The 14,052-nt window shown below is 73.1% G+C and carries 11 protein-coding genes; 3 read left to right on the plus strand and 8 right to left on the minus strand.

The window, feature by feature from the left end:
- Window positions 1–476: 476 nt before the first annotated feature.
- A complete protein-coding gene (locus ACZ6RT_RS35725; RefSeq protein ID WP_470158410.1) occupies window positions 477–947 on the plus strand; it encodes an ATP-binding protein in 471 nt (156 codons plus the stop codon).
- Window positions 948–994: 47 nt separating this feature from the next.
- On the opposite strand, the gene ACZ6RT_RS35730 is transcribed toward ACZ6RT_RS35725, so the two are convergent.
- The 4 genes from ACZ6RT_RS35730 to ACZ6RT_RS35745 all read right to left on the minus strand — a co-directional run bounded on the left by ACZ6RT_RS35730 (window position 995) and on the right by ACZ6RT_RS35745 (window position 5,516).
- The gene (locus tag ACZ6RT_RS35730) at window positions 995–3,139 is read right to left on the minus strand and encodes a peptidase domain-containing ABC transporter (protein ID WP_399185477.1); all 2,145 of its coding nucleotides are present in this window, start codon (window positions 3,137–3,139) and stop codon (window positions 995–997) included.
- Between the two features lie 75 nt (window positions 3,140–3,214).
- Window positions 3,215–4,300 carry a TIGR04500 family putative peptide maturation system protein gene (locus ACZ6RT_RS35735; RefSeq protein WP_470158411.1) on the minus strand — a complete coding sequence of 362 codons (1,086 nt, stop codon included), beginning with the start codon at window positions 4,298–4,300 and terminating at the stop codon, window positions 3,215–3,217.
- Window positions 4,290–5,291, minus strand: coding sequence for an MvdC/MvdD family ATP grasp protein (locus ACZ6RT_RS35740; RefSeq protein WP_470158413.1), 1,002 nt, complete (start codon window positions 5,289–5,291; stop codon window positions 4,290–4,292). The genes ACZ6RT_RS35735 and ACZ6RT_RS35740 overlap by 11 nt, the downstream gene beginning before the upstream one ends.
- A gap of 87 nt (window positions 5,292–5,378) precedes the next feature.
- Window positions 5,379–5,516 (minus strand): hypothetical protein, encoded by a 138-nt coding sequence (locus tag ACZ6RT_RS35745; protein ID WP_399185474.1) that lies wholly within the window; start codon window positions 5,514–5,516, stop codon window positions 5,379–5,381.
- Between the two features lie 306 nt (window positions 5,517–5,822).
- Between ACZ6RT_RS35745 and ACZ6RT_RS35750 the strand changes: the two genes are divergently transcribed.
- Window positions 5,823–6,500, plus strand: a complete 678-nt coding sequence (locus tag ACZ6RT_RS35750) for a LysE family translocator (protein WP_470158414.1) — start codon at window positions 5,823–5,825, stop codon at window positions 6,498–6,500.
- A 457-nt stretch (window positions 6,501–6,957) separates the two neighbouring features.
- On the opposite strand, the gene ACZ6RT_RS35755 is transcribed toward ACZ6RT_RS35750, so the two are convergent.
- Genes ACZ6RT_RS35755 through ACZ6RT_RS35765 form a run of 3 tightly spaced genes read right to left on the minus strand, consistent with a single transcriptional unit; the run spans window position 6,958 to window position 11,677 of the window.
- Window positions 6,958–8,505: a hypothetical protein gene (locus ACZ6RT_RS35755; protein WP_470158416.1), complete on the minus strand. Its 1,548-nt coding sequence runs from the start codon at window positions 8,503–8,505 to the stop codon at window positions 6,958–6,960.
- Window positions 8,502–10,943, minus strand: coding sequence for a glycosyltransferase (locus tag ACZ6RT_RS35760; protein WP_470158418.1), 2,442 nt, complete (start codon window positions 10,941–10,943; stop codon window positions 8,502–8,504). Before ACZ6RT_RS35760 ends, ACZ6RT_RS35755 begins: the two co-directional genes overlap by 4 nt.
- On the minus strand, window positions 10,940–11,677 hold the full coding sequence (locus tag ACZ6RT_RS35765) for a WecB/TagA/CpsF family glycosyltransferase (RefSeq protein ID WP_399185467.1): 738 nt from the start codon (window positions 11,675–11,677) through the stop codon (window positions 10,940–10,942). Before ACZ6RT_RS35765 ends, ACZ6RT_RS35760 begins: the two co-directional genes overlap by 4 nt.
- Before the next feature lie 393 nt (window positions 11,678–12,070).
- On the opposite strand from ACZ6RT_RS35765, the gene ACZ6RT_RS35770 reads away from it, so the two are divergent.
- Window positions 12,071–12,619 carry a dTDP-4-dehydrorhamnose 3,5-epimerase family protein gene (locus ACZ6RT_RS35770; RefSeq protein ID WP_399185466.1) on the plus strand — a complete coding sequence of 183 codons (549 nt, stop codon included), beginning with the start codon at window positions 12,071–12,073 and terminating at the stop codon, window positions 12,617–12,619.
- Here ACZ6RT_RS35770 and ACZ6RT_RS35775 read toward each other — a convergent pair.
- Window positions 12,558–14,042: an O-antigen ligase family protein gene (locus ACZ6RT_RS35775; protein WP_470158420.1), complete on the minus strand. Its 1,485-nt coding sequence runs from the start codon at window positions 14,040–14,042 to the stop codon at window positions 12,558–12,560. The two genes, ACZ6RT_RS35770 and ACZ6RT_RS35775, sit on opposite strands and share 62 nt — an antisense overlap.
- Window positions 14,043–14,052: the final 10 nt, after the last annotated feature.

Raw genomic sequence — 14,052 nt, forward strand, 5'->3', positions numbered from 1 at the left:
CTCCCACGGCTTCAGCCGCGCCACCCGCCCACCCCTCTCACCATCGCTACAGCGAGAGATCAAAGCACAGCAGAACTCATTCTGTTAGGCGCTCTAAGTCCGACGGAAAAACGCACGCGCCCGACGCGATGCCCCCGCCCCACGAACAGATCGGGGCCTGCCACGGCACGGCACGCCATGACAGGCCCCTCGACCGGACTGTGGAGGTCCGACTTGATGCACGCCCCCAGAGGAAACCCCAGGCCGATCCGGGTGCGTCGGCACGCGGACCGGCCGCCGATGCCGCTCGGCTGCCGCTGGCGCGGCCATCCCCCGTACGCGCACGAGGCCGCCGGCCTTCCTCGGTGCCGTACCGGCGTGGACGCCCGTACTCCCTCGGGCAGAGTCCCTCACCGGCAGGGAGCGACCGTGTGAACGGGCGCGACCCGACGCGCGAGGCCGGACACGGCACACCTTCACCCCGAGGAGGGACCACCATGCCAGAGACCCCGGACGCCTCGCGGTTCGCGGGCACGCCGCGGGGGGCCGGTCAGCGCTCCCCGGACGAGCCGCGCGCCGTCTGCTGGGACCTGCCGCACGACCTGCCGATCGTCGCCAAGGCCCGCGCCATGGTGCGCGAGACCCTCACCGCCTGGGCGCTGCGCCACCTGGCCGACGACGTCGTCCTGGTGACCGGTGAGCTGCTCGCCAACGCGATCGTCCACGGCGAGCCCGTGGTCAGGCTCACCCTGCTCGCAGGGGCGGACGGGCTCGAGGTCCGGGTCACCGACCGGGGATCCGGGCGCGTCCGCCGTCTCGCGCTCGACATCGAGGCCCTCCACGGCCGTGGCCTGGCCATCGTCGGCGCCCTCGCCCACGACCACGGCGTCACCCCCCTGCCCGACCGCCCCGGAAAGACCGTCTGGGCCCGCTGGCGCCTTCCCCCTCCCGGTGGATCCGAGGCCTAGGGCATCGGCACCCGGCGGCGACCTGTCGTCGCCGTACCGGGCGGCTCTCAGCTGGGGGCGAGGACCGGTGCGGGGTCGGGCGTCCGCTGCTGGTTGCTCACCAGATGGGCGTAGTGGCCGCCGTGCTCCATGAGCTGACGGTGGGTGCCGGCCTCGCTGATCTGGCCGCGGTGCAGCACCACGATCAGGTCGGCGTCCCGGATCGTGGACAGCCGGTGGGCGATGATGATCTGCGTCTGACCGAGCTTGAGCAGGTTGCGGCGGATGCGTTCCTCGGTGACCGCGTCCAGCGACGCGGTGGGCTCGTCCAGCAGCAGGATGCGGGGGCGGTGGACCAGGGCGCGGGCCAGCGCCAGGCGCTGGCGCTGGCCGCCGGACAGGCGCGTGCCGCCCTCGCCGATGTGGGTGTCGTAGCCCTGCGGAAGACGCGTGATCTCGTCGTGGAGTTCGGCCAGCCGGGCGGCGTGCTCGACCGTCTGCCGGCTGACGTCGGTGAAGCCCGCGATGTTGGCGGCGATGGTGCCCGAGAACAGGTGCGGCTGCTGGGTGACCACGCCCACCTGCTGCCGCAGCCACCGCCGGTCGATCTCCTGCAGCGGGGTGTCGTCGAAGCGGACCTGCCCGGCGGTCGGCTCGGTCAGGCCGATGAGGGTACGGCCCAGGGTGGTCTTGCCCGATCCCGACGCGCCGACGATGGCGACCCGCGCGCCCGCCGGGATGCGCAGGGAGAGGTCGCGCAGGACCGGCGTGCGGGCGTCGTAGCCAACACTGATCTTGGTGACGGTGATGCTGCCGCTCAGCCCGTTCTCCGGGCGGACGCCGCCGGTGCGCTCCGGTGGCGTGCCCATCAGGTCGGCGATGCGGCCGAGGTGCGCCGCGGCCAGTTGCAGCTGGTAGACGATGCCCAGGAGCGACGCGAGCGGCGCGGTCGCGGCGATGGCGAGGGACACCAGGGCGAGCCGGTCGCCCAGCGTCCCGGCGGCCGAGGCGAACACGGTCACCAGCAGGCCCAGGTGGAGGGCGAGCTGCAGGGTGGCGGTGACGGTCTGGACGGTGGCCACGTGCCGGTCCCGGGCCGCCCCGGTGGCCAGTTCCTCCTCGTGGTGGTTGCGCCAGCGGGCCACGGCGGCCGCCTCCCCGCCGGACGCCTTGATCGCCTCGACGCCGGCCAGGCTGTCGACCATGGTGGCCTGGGTGACGGCGTTGGTGTGCAGGGCGGCGAAGGCCAGATGCATGCCGCGACGGGCGGTGGCCAGTACCACGCCTGCCTGCAGCACCGCCGCCACGATCGCCACGAGCCCGAGCTCGGGGGAGGCGATGATGAGCAGGGTCAGGTACGTCACCGCCGTGGCCAGGTCGAACAGGAAGGCCAGCGACTGCTCGGTGAGCAGGTCGCGCAGCATGGCCACCCCGCTGAGCCGGGTCAGCAGGTCGCCGCTGGAATGACGCTGGAAGAAGCGGTACGGCAGCGACAGGGTGTGGCCGAGGAGCGCGCGCATCCCCTCGGCCGCGACCGAGGTCTGCAGCCGGATCAGCACCCGGGCGCGCACCCAGGACGTCAGCCCGTACACGAGCACGACGCACAGCGCGGCGGCCACCAGCGTCGTCACGTCCATCGCCACCGGCCGGTCCACCACGAGCTTGGTGAACAGCGGCACGGCCAGCCCGAGCAGTTGCACCGTCAGCGAGGCCACCAGCACCGCGGCGATGAGCTTCCGGTCGGACAGCGCGGGCGCCAGCAGCGGGCGCAGCACGCGCCAGGGCCGGGGCCGGGCGCCGGGGGTGAGCCCGTCGGGGGCGTCGGCCAGCAGGACCTTGCCGCAGTACCCGTCCTGGAACTGCTGCCACGACAGTCGCCGCCGTCCCCGCGCGGGATCGACCACGACGGCGCCGCGCGGTCCGGCCTGTTCGACGACGACGAAGTGGTTGTTCTCCCACACGGCGATGAACGGTGCGGGCAGCGCGCCGGTGGTGTCGATGGGAGCGCGGCAGGCCCGCAGCCGCAGCCCGAAACGGGCCCCGGCCTGGATCATCTCCCGCAGGCTCACCCCGTCCACGCCCTCGGTCAGGTGCTCGCGCACCTCCGCGAGGCCGGTGCGGCGGCCCAGCGCGCTGAGCACCATGGCCAGGCACGCGGCGCCGCAGTCACTGCGGGCCAGTTGCATCCGCAGCGGCACGCGGCGTCGTTTCACCGCCGCACCTCCTCGGCCTGGCGGACCTGCTGGAATCGCCTGATCTCCCTCACCGTCTCGTCCGCCCGATCGCGCTCACAGCCAGAACCACCGGATCTCCGCCGTGCGCCGCCGCTCGTCCAGCCACGCCTGGAAGGCCGCGTCCCGCGCGGCGTCGAGCACCTCCGGCGCGCCGGGGTCGGGCGGAAGGACCTCGTGGACGGCCCCGGCCAGATACTCGCCCTCGTGCGGAACCGGTCCGGTCGCCGCCCCCGCGGCCACCGTCCGCAGGGGCTCGGGCAGCTTCGGGGTGAGCGCGGTGGCGGCGTGCATCCGCAGCCTGTGCCCGGACGGCCCGGCCGGGCGTTGGAGTGCGGCCAGGGCCCGGGCGGGGAAGCCCTCCACCGGACCTTCCAGCAGGGCGCCGAGCCCGTCGGCGTCGGGCCCGGTCGCCCACACCGCGCGCCGTACCGCGAAGTCCTCCGGGTGTTCGGCCAGGTGTCGGCGGGCGGGTTCGCCGGCGAAACGGTCGCGGACGCGGGCGATGAGCGCCTGGGTACGGGCGTGGGTCTCGAACACCTCCGGCGACATGCCGGCCTCGGCCAACCACTCCAGCGTCTGCGCCCGACCGGTGAGCCCCCGGCGCCGGCGGAACTCGTCGGAGGCCGCCTGCATCTCGGCCGGGGTCGGCGTCTGGTTCGTCTTCTCCAGCTCGTTGAGCAGGATGCGGTGGTCCACGAGCCGCTCGTGGAGCCGCCGGTCGCGCACGCCCAGGGCGCGGATGGTGGACAGCGCCGCCGCGATCGACAGCCCGGTCCCGTCGACGCTGAGGATGTTGGCCGCCGCCCAGTGGGTGGAGTGGTCCACCAGCCAGGGGATGCCGTCGTCCACCTCGGCCGAGACCGCGACGGTGCCGCCCTCGGGGTGGTCGAGGAGCAGGTCGTACCCGACCCGGGTCGTCCCGTGCGGCTCGTCGACGGCCAGCTGGGCCCGCAGGTACGGCCGCGCGGCGGCCCAGTCGCTCACGCGCCGCCGCGCCTCGCCCACCGCGTCTCGCGCGGTCGGCAGCCCCCGCAGGAGCGTGACCGCCCCGGCGAGGTCGTCGGCGAAGGCGGCGGGAGCCGGGGCCGCGGCAGGGGTGGGGGCGGCTGCCGGGTCACGGGTGCTCTGGTCAGCGGGCATCGGCGGAATCCTTCAGATCGGGGCGGGCGGCGGCGGTGGCGAGCCAGTCGGCGATGGCGTCGCTGATGGGCATGCCGGTGCGCAGCTCGACGAAGGCCCACTGGCCGTTGACGTTGAGTTCCAGGAAGACGTACCGGCCGTCCGGGGTCACGATGAAGTCCAGCGCGCCGAAACTCAGGCCCAGCCCGGCCACCAGGCGGACACAGCGGTCGCTGATGTCGCCCGGCAGGTCGTAGGCCGCGTAGCCCACCGTGACGTCGTGGTAGTGCCGCCAGTCCAGGGTGGTCGTCCGTGAGGCCTGGGAGTCGATGCGGGCGGCGAACACCCGCTCGCCCACCACGGTCACCCGCAACTCGTACGCCTTGGGCACGTTCGGCTGCAGCATGGCCGGGCCGTGGCGGAGCCGGTGACGCCCGGTCAGCCGCCGCCTGGGAACCATCGCGGTGTACAGGTGACCGTTCTCCCCGTCCCGTGCGAACGGGCGGAACTGGAGCGTCTTGGTGATCATCCGTCCGCCGGCCCGGTTCCACGCCGGCACCAGGACCTCCGGATCGTTGGTCACCACCGTGTCGGCCACGGTCAGCCCGAGCTCGGTGGCCCGGTGCAGGTGCAGCAGCTTGTTGTCGACGGCCGCGGCGTGCTGCCGCAGCGCGGGCATCCACCGGGCGTCGACCATGAGGTCGTACGCGCCGGCGATCGCGACCGTGGCCGTGTGCTCGGCGAAGGCGCGCTGTGACGGCTCCGGCACCTCGGTCGAGGCCGGCCGGTCGGGGCGCCGGTCCCACACGGCGCGTACCTTCGACAGGTCGTGCGTCTCGCCCCGGTAGGTCAGCGTCTGGCACCAGCGGCCGTCGAGACAGCTGGTGGTGAGGGTGGAGGCCCCGGGATAGTCGGCCTCGTCCCACCACAGCAGCGGCACGCCGCGCTCCTGCAGTTTGGGCAGCACGGCGTGCACCGAGTCGTCACGGTGGCTGCTGATGATCAATAACACGGTTCGTCTGGTCCCTTGCAGTCGCAACAACGGGGAGCCCGACGAGGGCTCCCCGTTGTTCACCGAACCTCGGTCATCGGGGTCGGCTTATTCCTTCCAGCAGTCGCCGCCCTTGCTGGCGGTGCACACATAGACGCTCCAGTTGGGCTCCATGCCCGCGACCACCTCCAGTTCCTCGCCCTCGAGCGGGGAGACGCCGGCGGGAAGGTCATCGATTCTCAGCATGTCGTTCACCTCCTTTCCGGCTTCACAGGGCCGCGCTCAGCGGCCCTGTGAAGCGATGATGGCGAGCACGACTTGCGATCCACCGCAACCGTGCCTGGAAGCGACCGTCATGACTTGTGACCCACCGCAACCGTGGTTGGAAGTGACTTGCAAAGCACGGCCGGCGCCTCGCCCCGAAGGGCCGACCAGGGCCGATCTGTGCCCACATGGAGGATCACCGGACACTCGTGGGCGAGTGCCCGACCCCGAAGGAGCCGGTGAACCCGCCCGTGCAAAACGCGTTGAACAGATGGCAGGTGCGTCACCATGATGAAGTTCATGGACCTCCTCTCCTCCATCCCCGCCTTCGTCCTCGCCGTGGTGCTGATCTCCGCCTCGCCGGGTCCGGCGATGGCGCTGATCCTGCGCCGCGCGGCCCTGCGCGGCTTCTCCGGCGCGGTGCCCACGGTGCTGGGCCTGGAGGCCGGCCTGTACCTGTGGGCGCTGCTCGCCGCAGCCGGGCTCGCCGCCCTGGTGGCCGCCTCGGAGGTGGCCTTCCTCGTCCTGCGCGTGGTGGGGGCGGGCTTCCTGCTCTACCTCGGGATCAGGGCCTGGCGCTCGGCGTGGAGCAGCCGGGGAGCGACCGGGGCGGCCGAGGAGGTCGAGGAGGTCGAGACCGGGAAGCCGGCGTCCGGGTCGGCGCTGGCCTGGTGGAAGGCGTTCGGTGAGGGGGCGCTGGTGATGCTGGCCAACCCGAAGGCCGCCGCCTTCATGATCGCGTTCTATCCGCAGTTCGTACCGGCCGACCGGCCGCTGTTCGCCACGACCGCGCTGCTCGCCGCGCTCCAGGTGGCCATCGAGATCGTCCTGTACCTGGCGCTGGCGGCCGCGGTCGGGCGGGCCGGCGCGTGGTTCCGCCGCCCGGTGATCCGGCGCCGGCTGGACGCGGTCAGCGGCACGGTCCTCGTGGCCCTGAGCCTGCGCGTGGCCACCGAGAGCCGCTGATCCATCGGGGCCGCCGGGGGTGGACGCGGTGCTCGAAGACAACTCCGGCCAGATCATCGGCATCGAGGTCAAGGCCGCGGAGACGGTGCGGACAGATGATTTCCGCGGCCTGAGACTCATGCAACGACGACTCGGCTCACGGTTCCGCGCGGGATTCGTCCTCTACTGCGGCACGGAACCACTGAGCTTCGGCGACGGCCTGGCATGTCGCCCATCTCGGTGCTGTGGACGACGAACGCTCCCGGCACCTGAAAGCCGGCTCCAGGCGGTTTCTCCGGCCGGATCCGCTCCTGCTCTCCCTGCGTCAGGTCACGACCTTCGACTCGTCGCGCGGGTCCACGTTCTCTCCGGCTTTCTGATCGATTCGATGGACACTCGTCTCTTCGGCCGCCTCCGCGGAACCGGCCGGGCCCATCGGTGTCCTTCTCTCCTCGTGACGGGTTTCAGGCGGGGCACGCTAAGGGGTGATCCGGTAGACGTGGTGGGAGTGCTCGGCCGCGAAGGAGTCGGTGAACCTGCCCTTGCGGTCGATCCGTACGGACCGGTTCTCGAAGAGGACCTCCGCCCGTGAGGCCCGCATCCCCCGAGGCAGGGTGAACGTGCGCCTGCCGGGGGCGGTGGCGGCGCGGGGCATCGCGAAGACGTAGGACGAGCCCCGGTGGTGTTTCAGCATGGTGTCGAGGCCGGGGCCGAAGCGGTGCCGGTAGGACTGGGTGTTCAGCACGGGCGCCAGCTTCGCGATCCTGCGGTTGATCTCGGCCACCGCGGGCCTGACCTTCTGCCCGCACTTCTCGCGCAGGACGTGCTGGGAGTGGCACGGCCCGCCGAAGTTGTGGTTGAAGTAGACGATGCCCCGGGCCTCGTGGATCAGTGAGCTCATCACCGCGCCCGTCACCTGCTGCGGCTCGATCGCCCGGGTGTCGTTCTCGGCGGGCCAGCCGACCTCGACGAAGCCGTAGATCGGCTGCAGGCGTCCGTCCAGCGCGTCCAGCTCGCGCTGACGGTCGATGACGGCGCCGTAGTTGGCGGCCCGGCGGCACCGGGACTCCGGCAGGGACAGGAAGTTCTTGCCGTCCAGGCAGACGCTCGCGCTGGTGTACCAGTAGACGTCCGACGAGACGACGTCGGTGAAGTAGTTGACGAACGTCGCGGCGTCCGCGTCCCTCTCCCACATCATCACGCCCTTGCCGAAGTTGGCGTAGTGCATCCTCCCGTCCCCCCGGGGGAACCGGTTCTTCTGCGTGCGCAGCACGGTGAAGCCGCACCCCTTGTTCTCGGGGATGCACAGCGGCCCCTCGCCGGGGTGCTTGCCCGTCCACGGCGCGTCCCCGGCCTTCGCCCACATGTCGACCTCGTCGTCGAGCAGCCAGCCCACCGTCTCCTTCCCGTAGCCGGGCAGGGGGACGTTCGTCAGCGCCGACATGCCGTTCTTGCGTACCAGCGCCATGTTCGAGGTGCCGGTCAGCTCCACGTAGGTGTTGATCCCGGCCGCCCTGTCCCTGTCCACGTCGGCCTGGGTGATCACCGACTCGAACCAGACGCCCACCGGGAAGAACGACGGCCTCGTCCAGCCCGCCGCGGCCGGAGCGGCGAACCGCCCGTAGTAGGCGGGGCCGCCCTCCCAGGGCACCCGCGCGGCCGTCGCGGGAGGGCCCGCGGCAGACCAGGCGTGCCCGGCGGCCGACGTGCCGCCCTTCGACCCGCCGCCGGTCGGGAGAACGTCGGTCGGAGGGGTACCGGTCGGGAGGGTGCCGGGTGAGGGGGCGCCGGGTGAGGGGGAGGTGTCCGGCGGGAGGGCGTCCGTGGGGGACGCGCCCCCGGGAGAGGTGCCCGTGGCACCGGTGGACGGGGAACGGACCCCGCCGGCCGGTGCGTCGACCGCGCAGGAGCCGAGCATCGCCAGCGTCACCGCTCCCGCCCCGGCCAGGACCGGGAGCGACCGTCCGGTCCCGCGTAGGGTCGCCTGTCCGCGTCCCGGCGTCCGTCCCGGCTCTCGGGGGCTCATGAGGCGACCCTGCCCGGCGCCGGTCCGGCGAGCGGCTCGATGAGCGGCTCGGTCATCGGTTCGGCCGCGGGTTCGGTCGTGGGTTCGGTCATCGGTTCTGCCACCGGTCCGGTCGCGGGTTCATGTGCCGACGCGGTCGTCGGCTCGGCGGGGGGTCCGGCCGTCGGCTCGGCGGGCGGCCGGACGGGCGGGCCGGTGGGCGGTTCGACGAGGGCCGTCAGCCGCTCGGCGCGGGAGGACCAGGACGCGCCGAGCACGGAGTCGCGCAGGGCCTCGGCCGGTAGCGGGCCCCCCTCGCGCAGTGACGCGCGTACGGCTTCCACGAAGAGGTCCGCGCCGGTGGCGATCCTCACCCGGCCGGCGTACCCGGTGAGTTCCTCGAAGGGGGTGCTGACCACCGGGAGGCCGAGCGCGAGGTACTCCTTGAGCTTGATCGGATTGGAGTTCCTGATCCACGGGGTGTCCAGCCACGGCATGATCGCGACGTCGAATCCCGACCCGTAGGCGGGGATCCGCTCGTACGGCCTGAACCCCAGCCAGTGCACGTTCGGATGCCGGGTCAGCCGTTCCATCGGGACGGTCGCGTCGCCGATCAGGACCAGCGAGACGTCGGGCAGCTCGACGGCGAGCCGTTCGAGCAGGCCGACGTCGACCAGGTAGTCGTCCAGCGCGCCGAAGAACCCCACGCGCGGCCCGGGGACGGCACGGAGGTCCGCGGGCCACTCGCTCTCCGGGTGCCTGCGGAAGTGGTCGACGTCCACCCCGTGGTCCAGGAAGTACGCCCGGTCGCCGGTGATTCCGATCTCCTCGCGCATCAGCGCGCGGCTCGCGTAGAGCACGTGGTCGGCGCCCTCCAGCAGGCCCCGCTCCAGCGTCTCGATGGTCTTCCGGTCGGACTCGGGGAACGAGGAGTGCCTGTCGGAGCGGTTGAAGACCAGCGCCCGCCTGCGCATCGGCCGTACCACGTCCCACGCCGTGGGGATGGTCACCACGATCACCGGCCGGTGCAGTCCCAGCGCCCACGCCACGACCCGCACCTGGGTACGGACCAGCAGGGCGTTCACCCGCCGGGCGGCCGGGGACCCGTAGAAGGGCAGGGGCAGCGGGGACATCACGTGGAAGCCGGGCAGCTCCGGCGACGGCCGCCGGACGAGCATCGCGACGCTGCGCAGCTTGCGCCCGACGCGCCGCAGCACCTGGGTGGACCTGCCGGGCAGCGGCATGCGCATCCCGATGCTGTTGACCACCAGGACCTTGCGGCGGGCGGCGATCGAGCGCATGAGCTGGAAGTCCGAGTGCGCCCGGTTGTGGTACCACCAGTCCTGCGCCGAGAAGCAGATGTAACCCGGCGCGTCACCGGCCTCAAGGCTCTCCGGAGCCGTCCGGGGGAAGCGGGGGGAACGGGCGGTCCGGGAGGTCAGGAAGGGCCGGGCGGCTCGAAGGGCACGGGAGCCCGCGGAGCCCGCGGAGCCCGCGGAGCTCGGTTCGGCGGGCAGGCGCGGCCACTCGCGCATCACGACCAGTTCCCGCAGCGCGGCCCGGTGCCGCCGCCCTCCCCCGCGGCCCCGGGCGACCCCCCGGATCAGCTCGTTGAGCCCGACGGCCAGCCGCATCAGCAGCCCGCGCGGCCGGCCGTGCAGCTCCCGGTGCATCCGGACCCGGTTGGCCGCCGAGATCGCCCACAGCCGGCTGGAGACGGACTGCTCCCCGCCGAGGTGCACGGCGCGGGATTCGGGCTCGTAGCGGATCGCGAACCCGGCCCGTCCCGCCCTGAGCATGTACTCGGTCTCCTCCGAGTACAGGAAGTAGCGCTCGTCCAGGGGGCCGAGGGCGTCCAGGCAGGCGCGGGAGACCAGCCAGGCCGCGCCGGTCACCCAGTCGGCCGTCCGCGGCCCGTCGTAGGCGGCCGGATCGACGACCAGCTCGCCCAGTGCCGGGATCCGCCCGGCCCGGTGCCCGCCGAGCAGTGCCTCCCCCAGTGCCCTCGTCACGGTGGGGCGCCTGCGCAGGGAGAGGTGGAGCTCCCCGGTCTCGGAGGTGAGGCGGGGGGCCGCGATCCCGGTCCCCGGTACGGCCAGCGCCCGCCGGAGCGGGAGCACCGAGCCGGGCGCGAGCCGGATGTCGGGGTTGAGCACGAACACGTCGCAGCCGTCCGCCGCGGCGACGCCCGCGTTCACGCCGGCGGCGAAACCGCCGTTGCGGCCGGTCCGGACCACCTCCGCCCAGGGCGCGGCCCCGCGTACCCGTTCGACGGTGTCGTCGGGCGAGGCGTTGTCCACCACGATGACCCGCGCCGGTCCGGCACCGGCCAGTGCCGCCTCCAGCGAGCGCAGGCATCCTTCGACGACCCGGCCGCTCGCGTAGGTGACGATCACTATGGCGAGCGGGGGCCGGTCGGGAACGGCCGTGCCGGTGCCGTCGGGGCGTTCGGGGGTCATCGACGGCTCCGGGAGGTCAGGCGGTCGCGCAGGGCGGCCGCGAGGAGGGTGAGGGCGAACGGCGCGTCGTCGCGCAGGTAGCGGCGGGCCAGGCGGCGCGGTTCCAGCGCGAGCCGGTACAGCCACTCCGCCCCCATCCGCTGGAGCGGTACCGGTGCCCGTCGGAACCGCCCGGCCGCCATCGGGATGCCGGCCCCGCAGCCGAGGTACCAGGCGCGCGGTGACTCCGCCCGGAGGGCCTCGATGATCCTTTCCTGCCTGGGGAACCCCAGCCCGACCAGGACCAGGTCCGGCTCCGCGGCACGTACGCGGGCGACCACCTCGCGCACCGCCCCGGGACTCCCGTCGAATCCGAAGGGTGGCGAGCAGGTGCCCGCCACCCGCAGGCCGGGACGGCGCGCGGCCAGGGCTCGCGCCGCGGCCTCGGGTACGCCGGGTTCCCCGCCGAGCAGGTAGACCGAGCGGTTCTCGCGGGCGGCCCGGCCGGTCAGGGAGTGGACGAGCGAGGCCCCGGTGACCCGCCCGGGAAGGGGCAGGCCCGCGAGCCTCGCCGCCCAGACCACCGGCATGCCGTCGGCGACCACGATCTCGGAACGGCCGACCAGGGCGGCCAGCGCGGGATCGCGGGTGGCGGCGCGGACGATGTCGACGTTCGCGGTGACGATGGCGCCGCCCCGCCCGCTCCGCCATCCGTCGGCCACCCGGTCCAGCAGCTCCGCCTCGGTGAGGGCCATGACCTCTACGGCACCGATCCGGACGCGTGCGCACGGGGGGACGGGCGGGGACGCGGGTACGGGGGAAGGCGTCGGAACGGACGGCCCGGCCGTCGAGGATCCGTTCTGCCGGGACCCGGTGCACGCGGAGCCGTTCCGGCCAGGTTCCTTCCACGCGGAGCCGTTCCGGCGGGACCCGGTCGGCTGTGAACCGTTCTCCGGGGAGTCGTGCCGGGAGGAGCCGTTCTGGCGGAACCCCTTCCATGCCGGCCCGTTCTCCAGGGCACCGCCCGAGCGAGAGCCGCCGTGCGCGGAACCGTTCTGTCCGGACCCGTGCCGCGAGGAGCCGTTCTGCCGGGTTCCGGAGGCCGCTCGCCCATGGTCCGCGGCACCGGGAACCGGAAGGATGGGCCCATGAGAGTCGAACGCGCCGAGATCGACGATGTCCTGTTGTTCGTTCCCACCCCGCACCGGGACGACCGCGGGCTGTTCACCCGCACCTTCGACGCCGCGCTCGCCGCAGCCCACGGGTTGCGGCCCGCCGCCTTCATCCAGGACAGCCAGTCGCGATCCCGCCGGGGGACGATCCGGGCCCTGCACGGCAGGGGAGGCCGGGGGGAGGCCAAGCTCGTCCGGTGCGCCCGTGGCGCCGTGCACGACGTGCTCGTCGACGCCCGGCCGGACTCGGCCACCTTCGGCCGCCGGATGTCGGTCGTCCTCGACGATGAGGCGTTCGTTCATCTCTACGTTCCTCCTGGCTTGTTGCACGGCTATCAGGCGCTGACCGATCAGGCGGACGTCTGCTACCGGATCGACCGGGAGCACGACCCGGCCGAGGACCTCGCCGTCCGCTACGACGACCCCGATCTCGGCATCCACTGGCCGCTGCCGGTCACCGCGATCAGCGAACGCGATCTGGCGGCGGGCTCCTGGGCGGATCTGCTCGGCCGTCCGGCCGGTTGACCTCCTCTCCCGGCTCTCCCGGCTCTCCCGGCTCTCCCGGCTCTCCCGGCTCTCCCGGCTCTCCCGGCTCTCCGGAGTCGTCACCGGCACGCCCGGTGGGTACGGGCACCGGTACGGACGCGGGGGCGCGCGCCCGACGGGTGGTGCGCAGCAGCGCGCCGGTGACACCGATGATCAGGAACGACAGCCCGGCCACGGTGGCGAACGAGCGCAGGTCGAACGTGGCGGCTCCGACGAGGGGCACGACCAGGCAGGCCGCCAGGCTCAGGCCCAGGTCCCGTACCCCGGGGTCGGAGCTGAGGTGGCGGGCGCGCAGCGCCGCCCGGATCCCGGCCAGGAAGATCGCGGAGAACGCGACCAGGCCGATCACGCCGGTCTCCACCAGCGACAGGATGTACTGGTTGTCGAAGATCAGGTGCTTTGGTGCGTACCAGGTGCCCAGCCCGCGGCCGACCCAGAAGTGGTTCCCGATCTCGGTGGCCGCCACCGCGTAGTCGTGGGTCCGGTACCGGATGCTCGAATCGCTCGACAGGCTGGTGAACAGGCCGAGGAAGACGCTGAGCAGGCCGGGGACGGCCACCTTCGTCATCGCCAGGAAACCGGCGCCGCCGATCATCGCCCAGAGCCTCCGCCGCGCCGGCCATCCGGCCATCAGCACCGCGGCGACCACGGCGATCCCGAGCACCGCCGACCGCGACACCGAGAACATCAGCCCGGCGCCGATCAGCGCGCAGCACAGCCACCACCGCAGGGCGGGGACGCCCCGGTCGCGGGCGCCGAACGCGTAGTGCAGCGCGAGAGGCATGATCATCGCGCAGACCACGCCGAGCTCGATGGGATGCCCGGTGGTTGCCGCCACCCGGCGCAGCGTGTTCCTCTCCAGGATCGCGGGCAGCTCGGCGGTGAACCGGAACCCGGGGAAGTCCAGGTACTTGGTGAGGTCGAACTCGAACACGAACTGCAGCGCCGCGACGACCCCGACGGCCGCCCCGGCGACCACCAGGGACTTCAGGACGAAGTCCAGCCGCTCCCTGTCGCGGACGCCGTCGCACGCGGCCAGCCCGATGCCCACCATCGCCACGACGAGGACGATGGCGTGGTCGGCCATGTCGAGCTCGTCGGGCGGCAGGTAGGCGGTGCCGGCGTACCCGTAGGTGAGCAGCATCGCGGCGCCGTACGCGAACAGCGCGGTGCGCACGAGGCTGGGGCCCTTGGCGGCGCCGAGGGTGACGGTGAGGTGCGCGCAGAACCACCACAGCGCGGCGAACAGGCCCAGCGCGTCGGCCGGGGTGAGCGAGAACGGCAGCCCCCGGAAGACCAGCCGTGCGGGCGAGAGCATCAGGACCACCGCGAACGTGGCCGCGAGGGTGGCCCCGTCGGCCGCGCGCAGGCCGGGGCGGTCGAGGGACGCGACAGGGGACACGGCAGGGGAC

The sequence above is a fragment of the Streptosporangium sp. NPDC050148 genome, assembly GCF_055586505.1.

Bases quoted from the DNA above. Each gene is read 5' to 3' on its own strand.
- ACZ6RT_RS35760 (WP_470158418.1), bottom strand. From the start codon at position 10,943: ATGACCCCCGAACGCCCCGACGGCACCGGCACGGCCGTTCCCGACCGG.
- ACZ6RT_RS35750 (WP_470158414.1), top strand. From the start codon at position 5,823: ATGATGAAGTTCATGGACCTCCTCTCCTCCATCCCCGCCTTCGTCCTC.
- ACZ6RT_RS35725 (WP_470158410.1), top strand. From the start codon at position 477: ATGCCAGAGACCCCGGACGCCTCGCGGTTCGCGGGCACGCCGCGGGGG.
- ACZ6RT_RS35755 (WP_470158416.1), bottom strand. From the start codon at position 8,505: ATGAGCCCCCGAGAGCCGGGACGGACGCCGGGACGCGGACAGGCGACC.
- ACZ6RT_RS35735 (WP_470158411.1), bottom strand. From the start codon at position 4,300: ATGCCCGCTGACCAGAGCACCCGTGACCCGGCAGCCGCCCCCACCCCT.
- ACZ6RT_RS35770 (WP_399185466.1), top strand. From the start codon at position 12,071: ATGAGAGTCGAACGCGCCGAGATCGACGATGTCCTGTTGTTCGTTCCC.
- ACZ6RT_RS35765 (WP_399185467.1), bottom strand. From the start codon at position 11,677: ATGGCCCTCACCGAGGCGGAGCTGCTGGACCGGGTGGCCGACGGATGG.
- ACZ6RT_RS35745 (WP_399185474.1), bottom strand. From the start codon at position 5,516: ATGCTGAGAATCGATGACCTTCCCGCCGGCGTCTCCCCGCTCGAGGGC.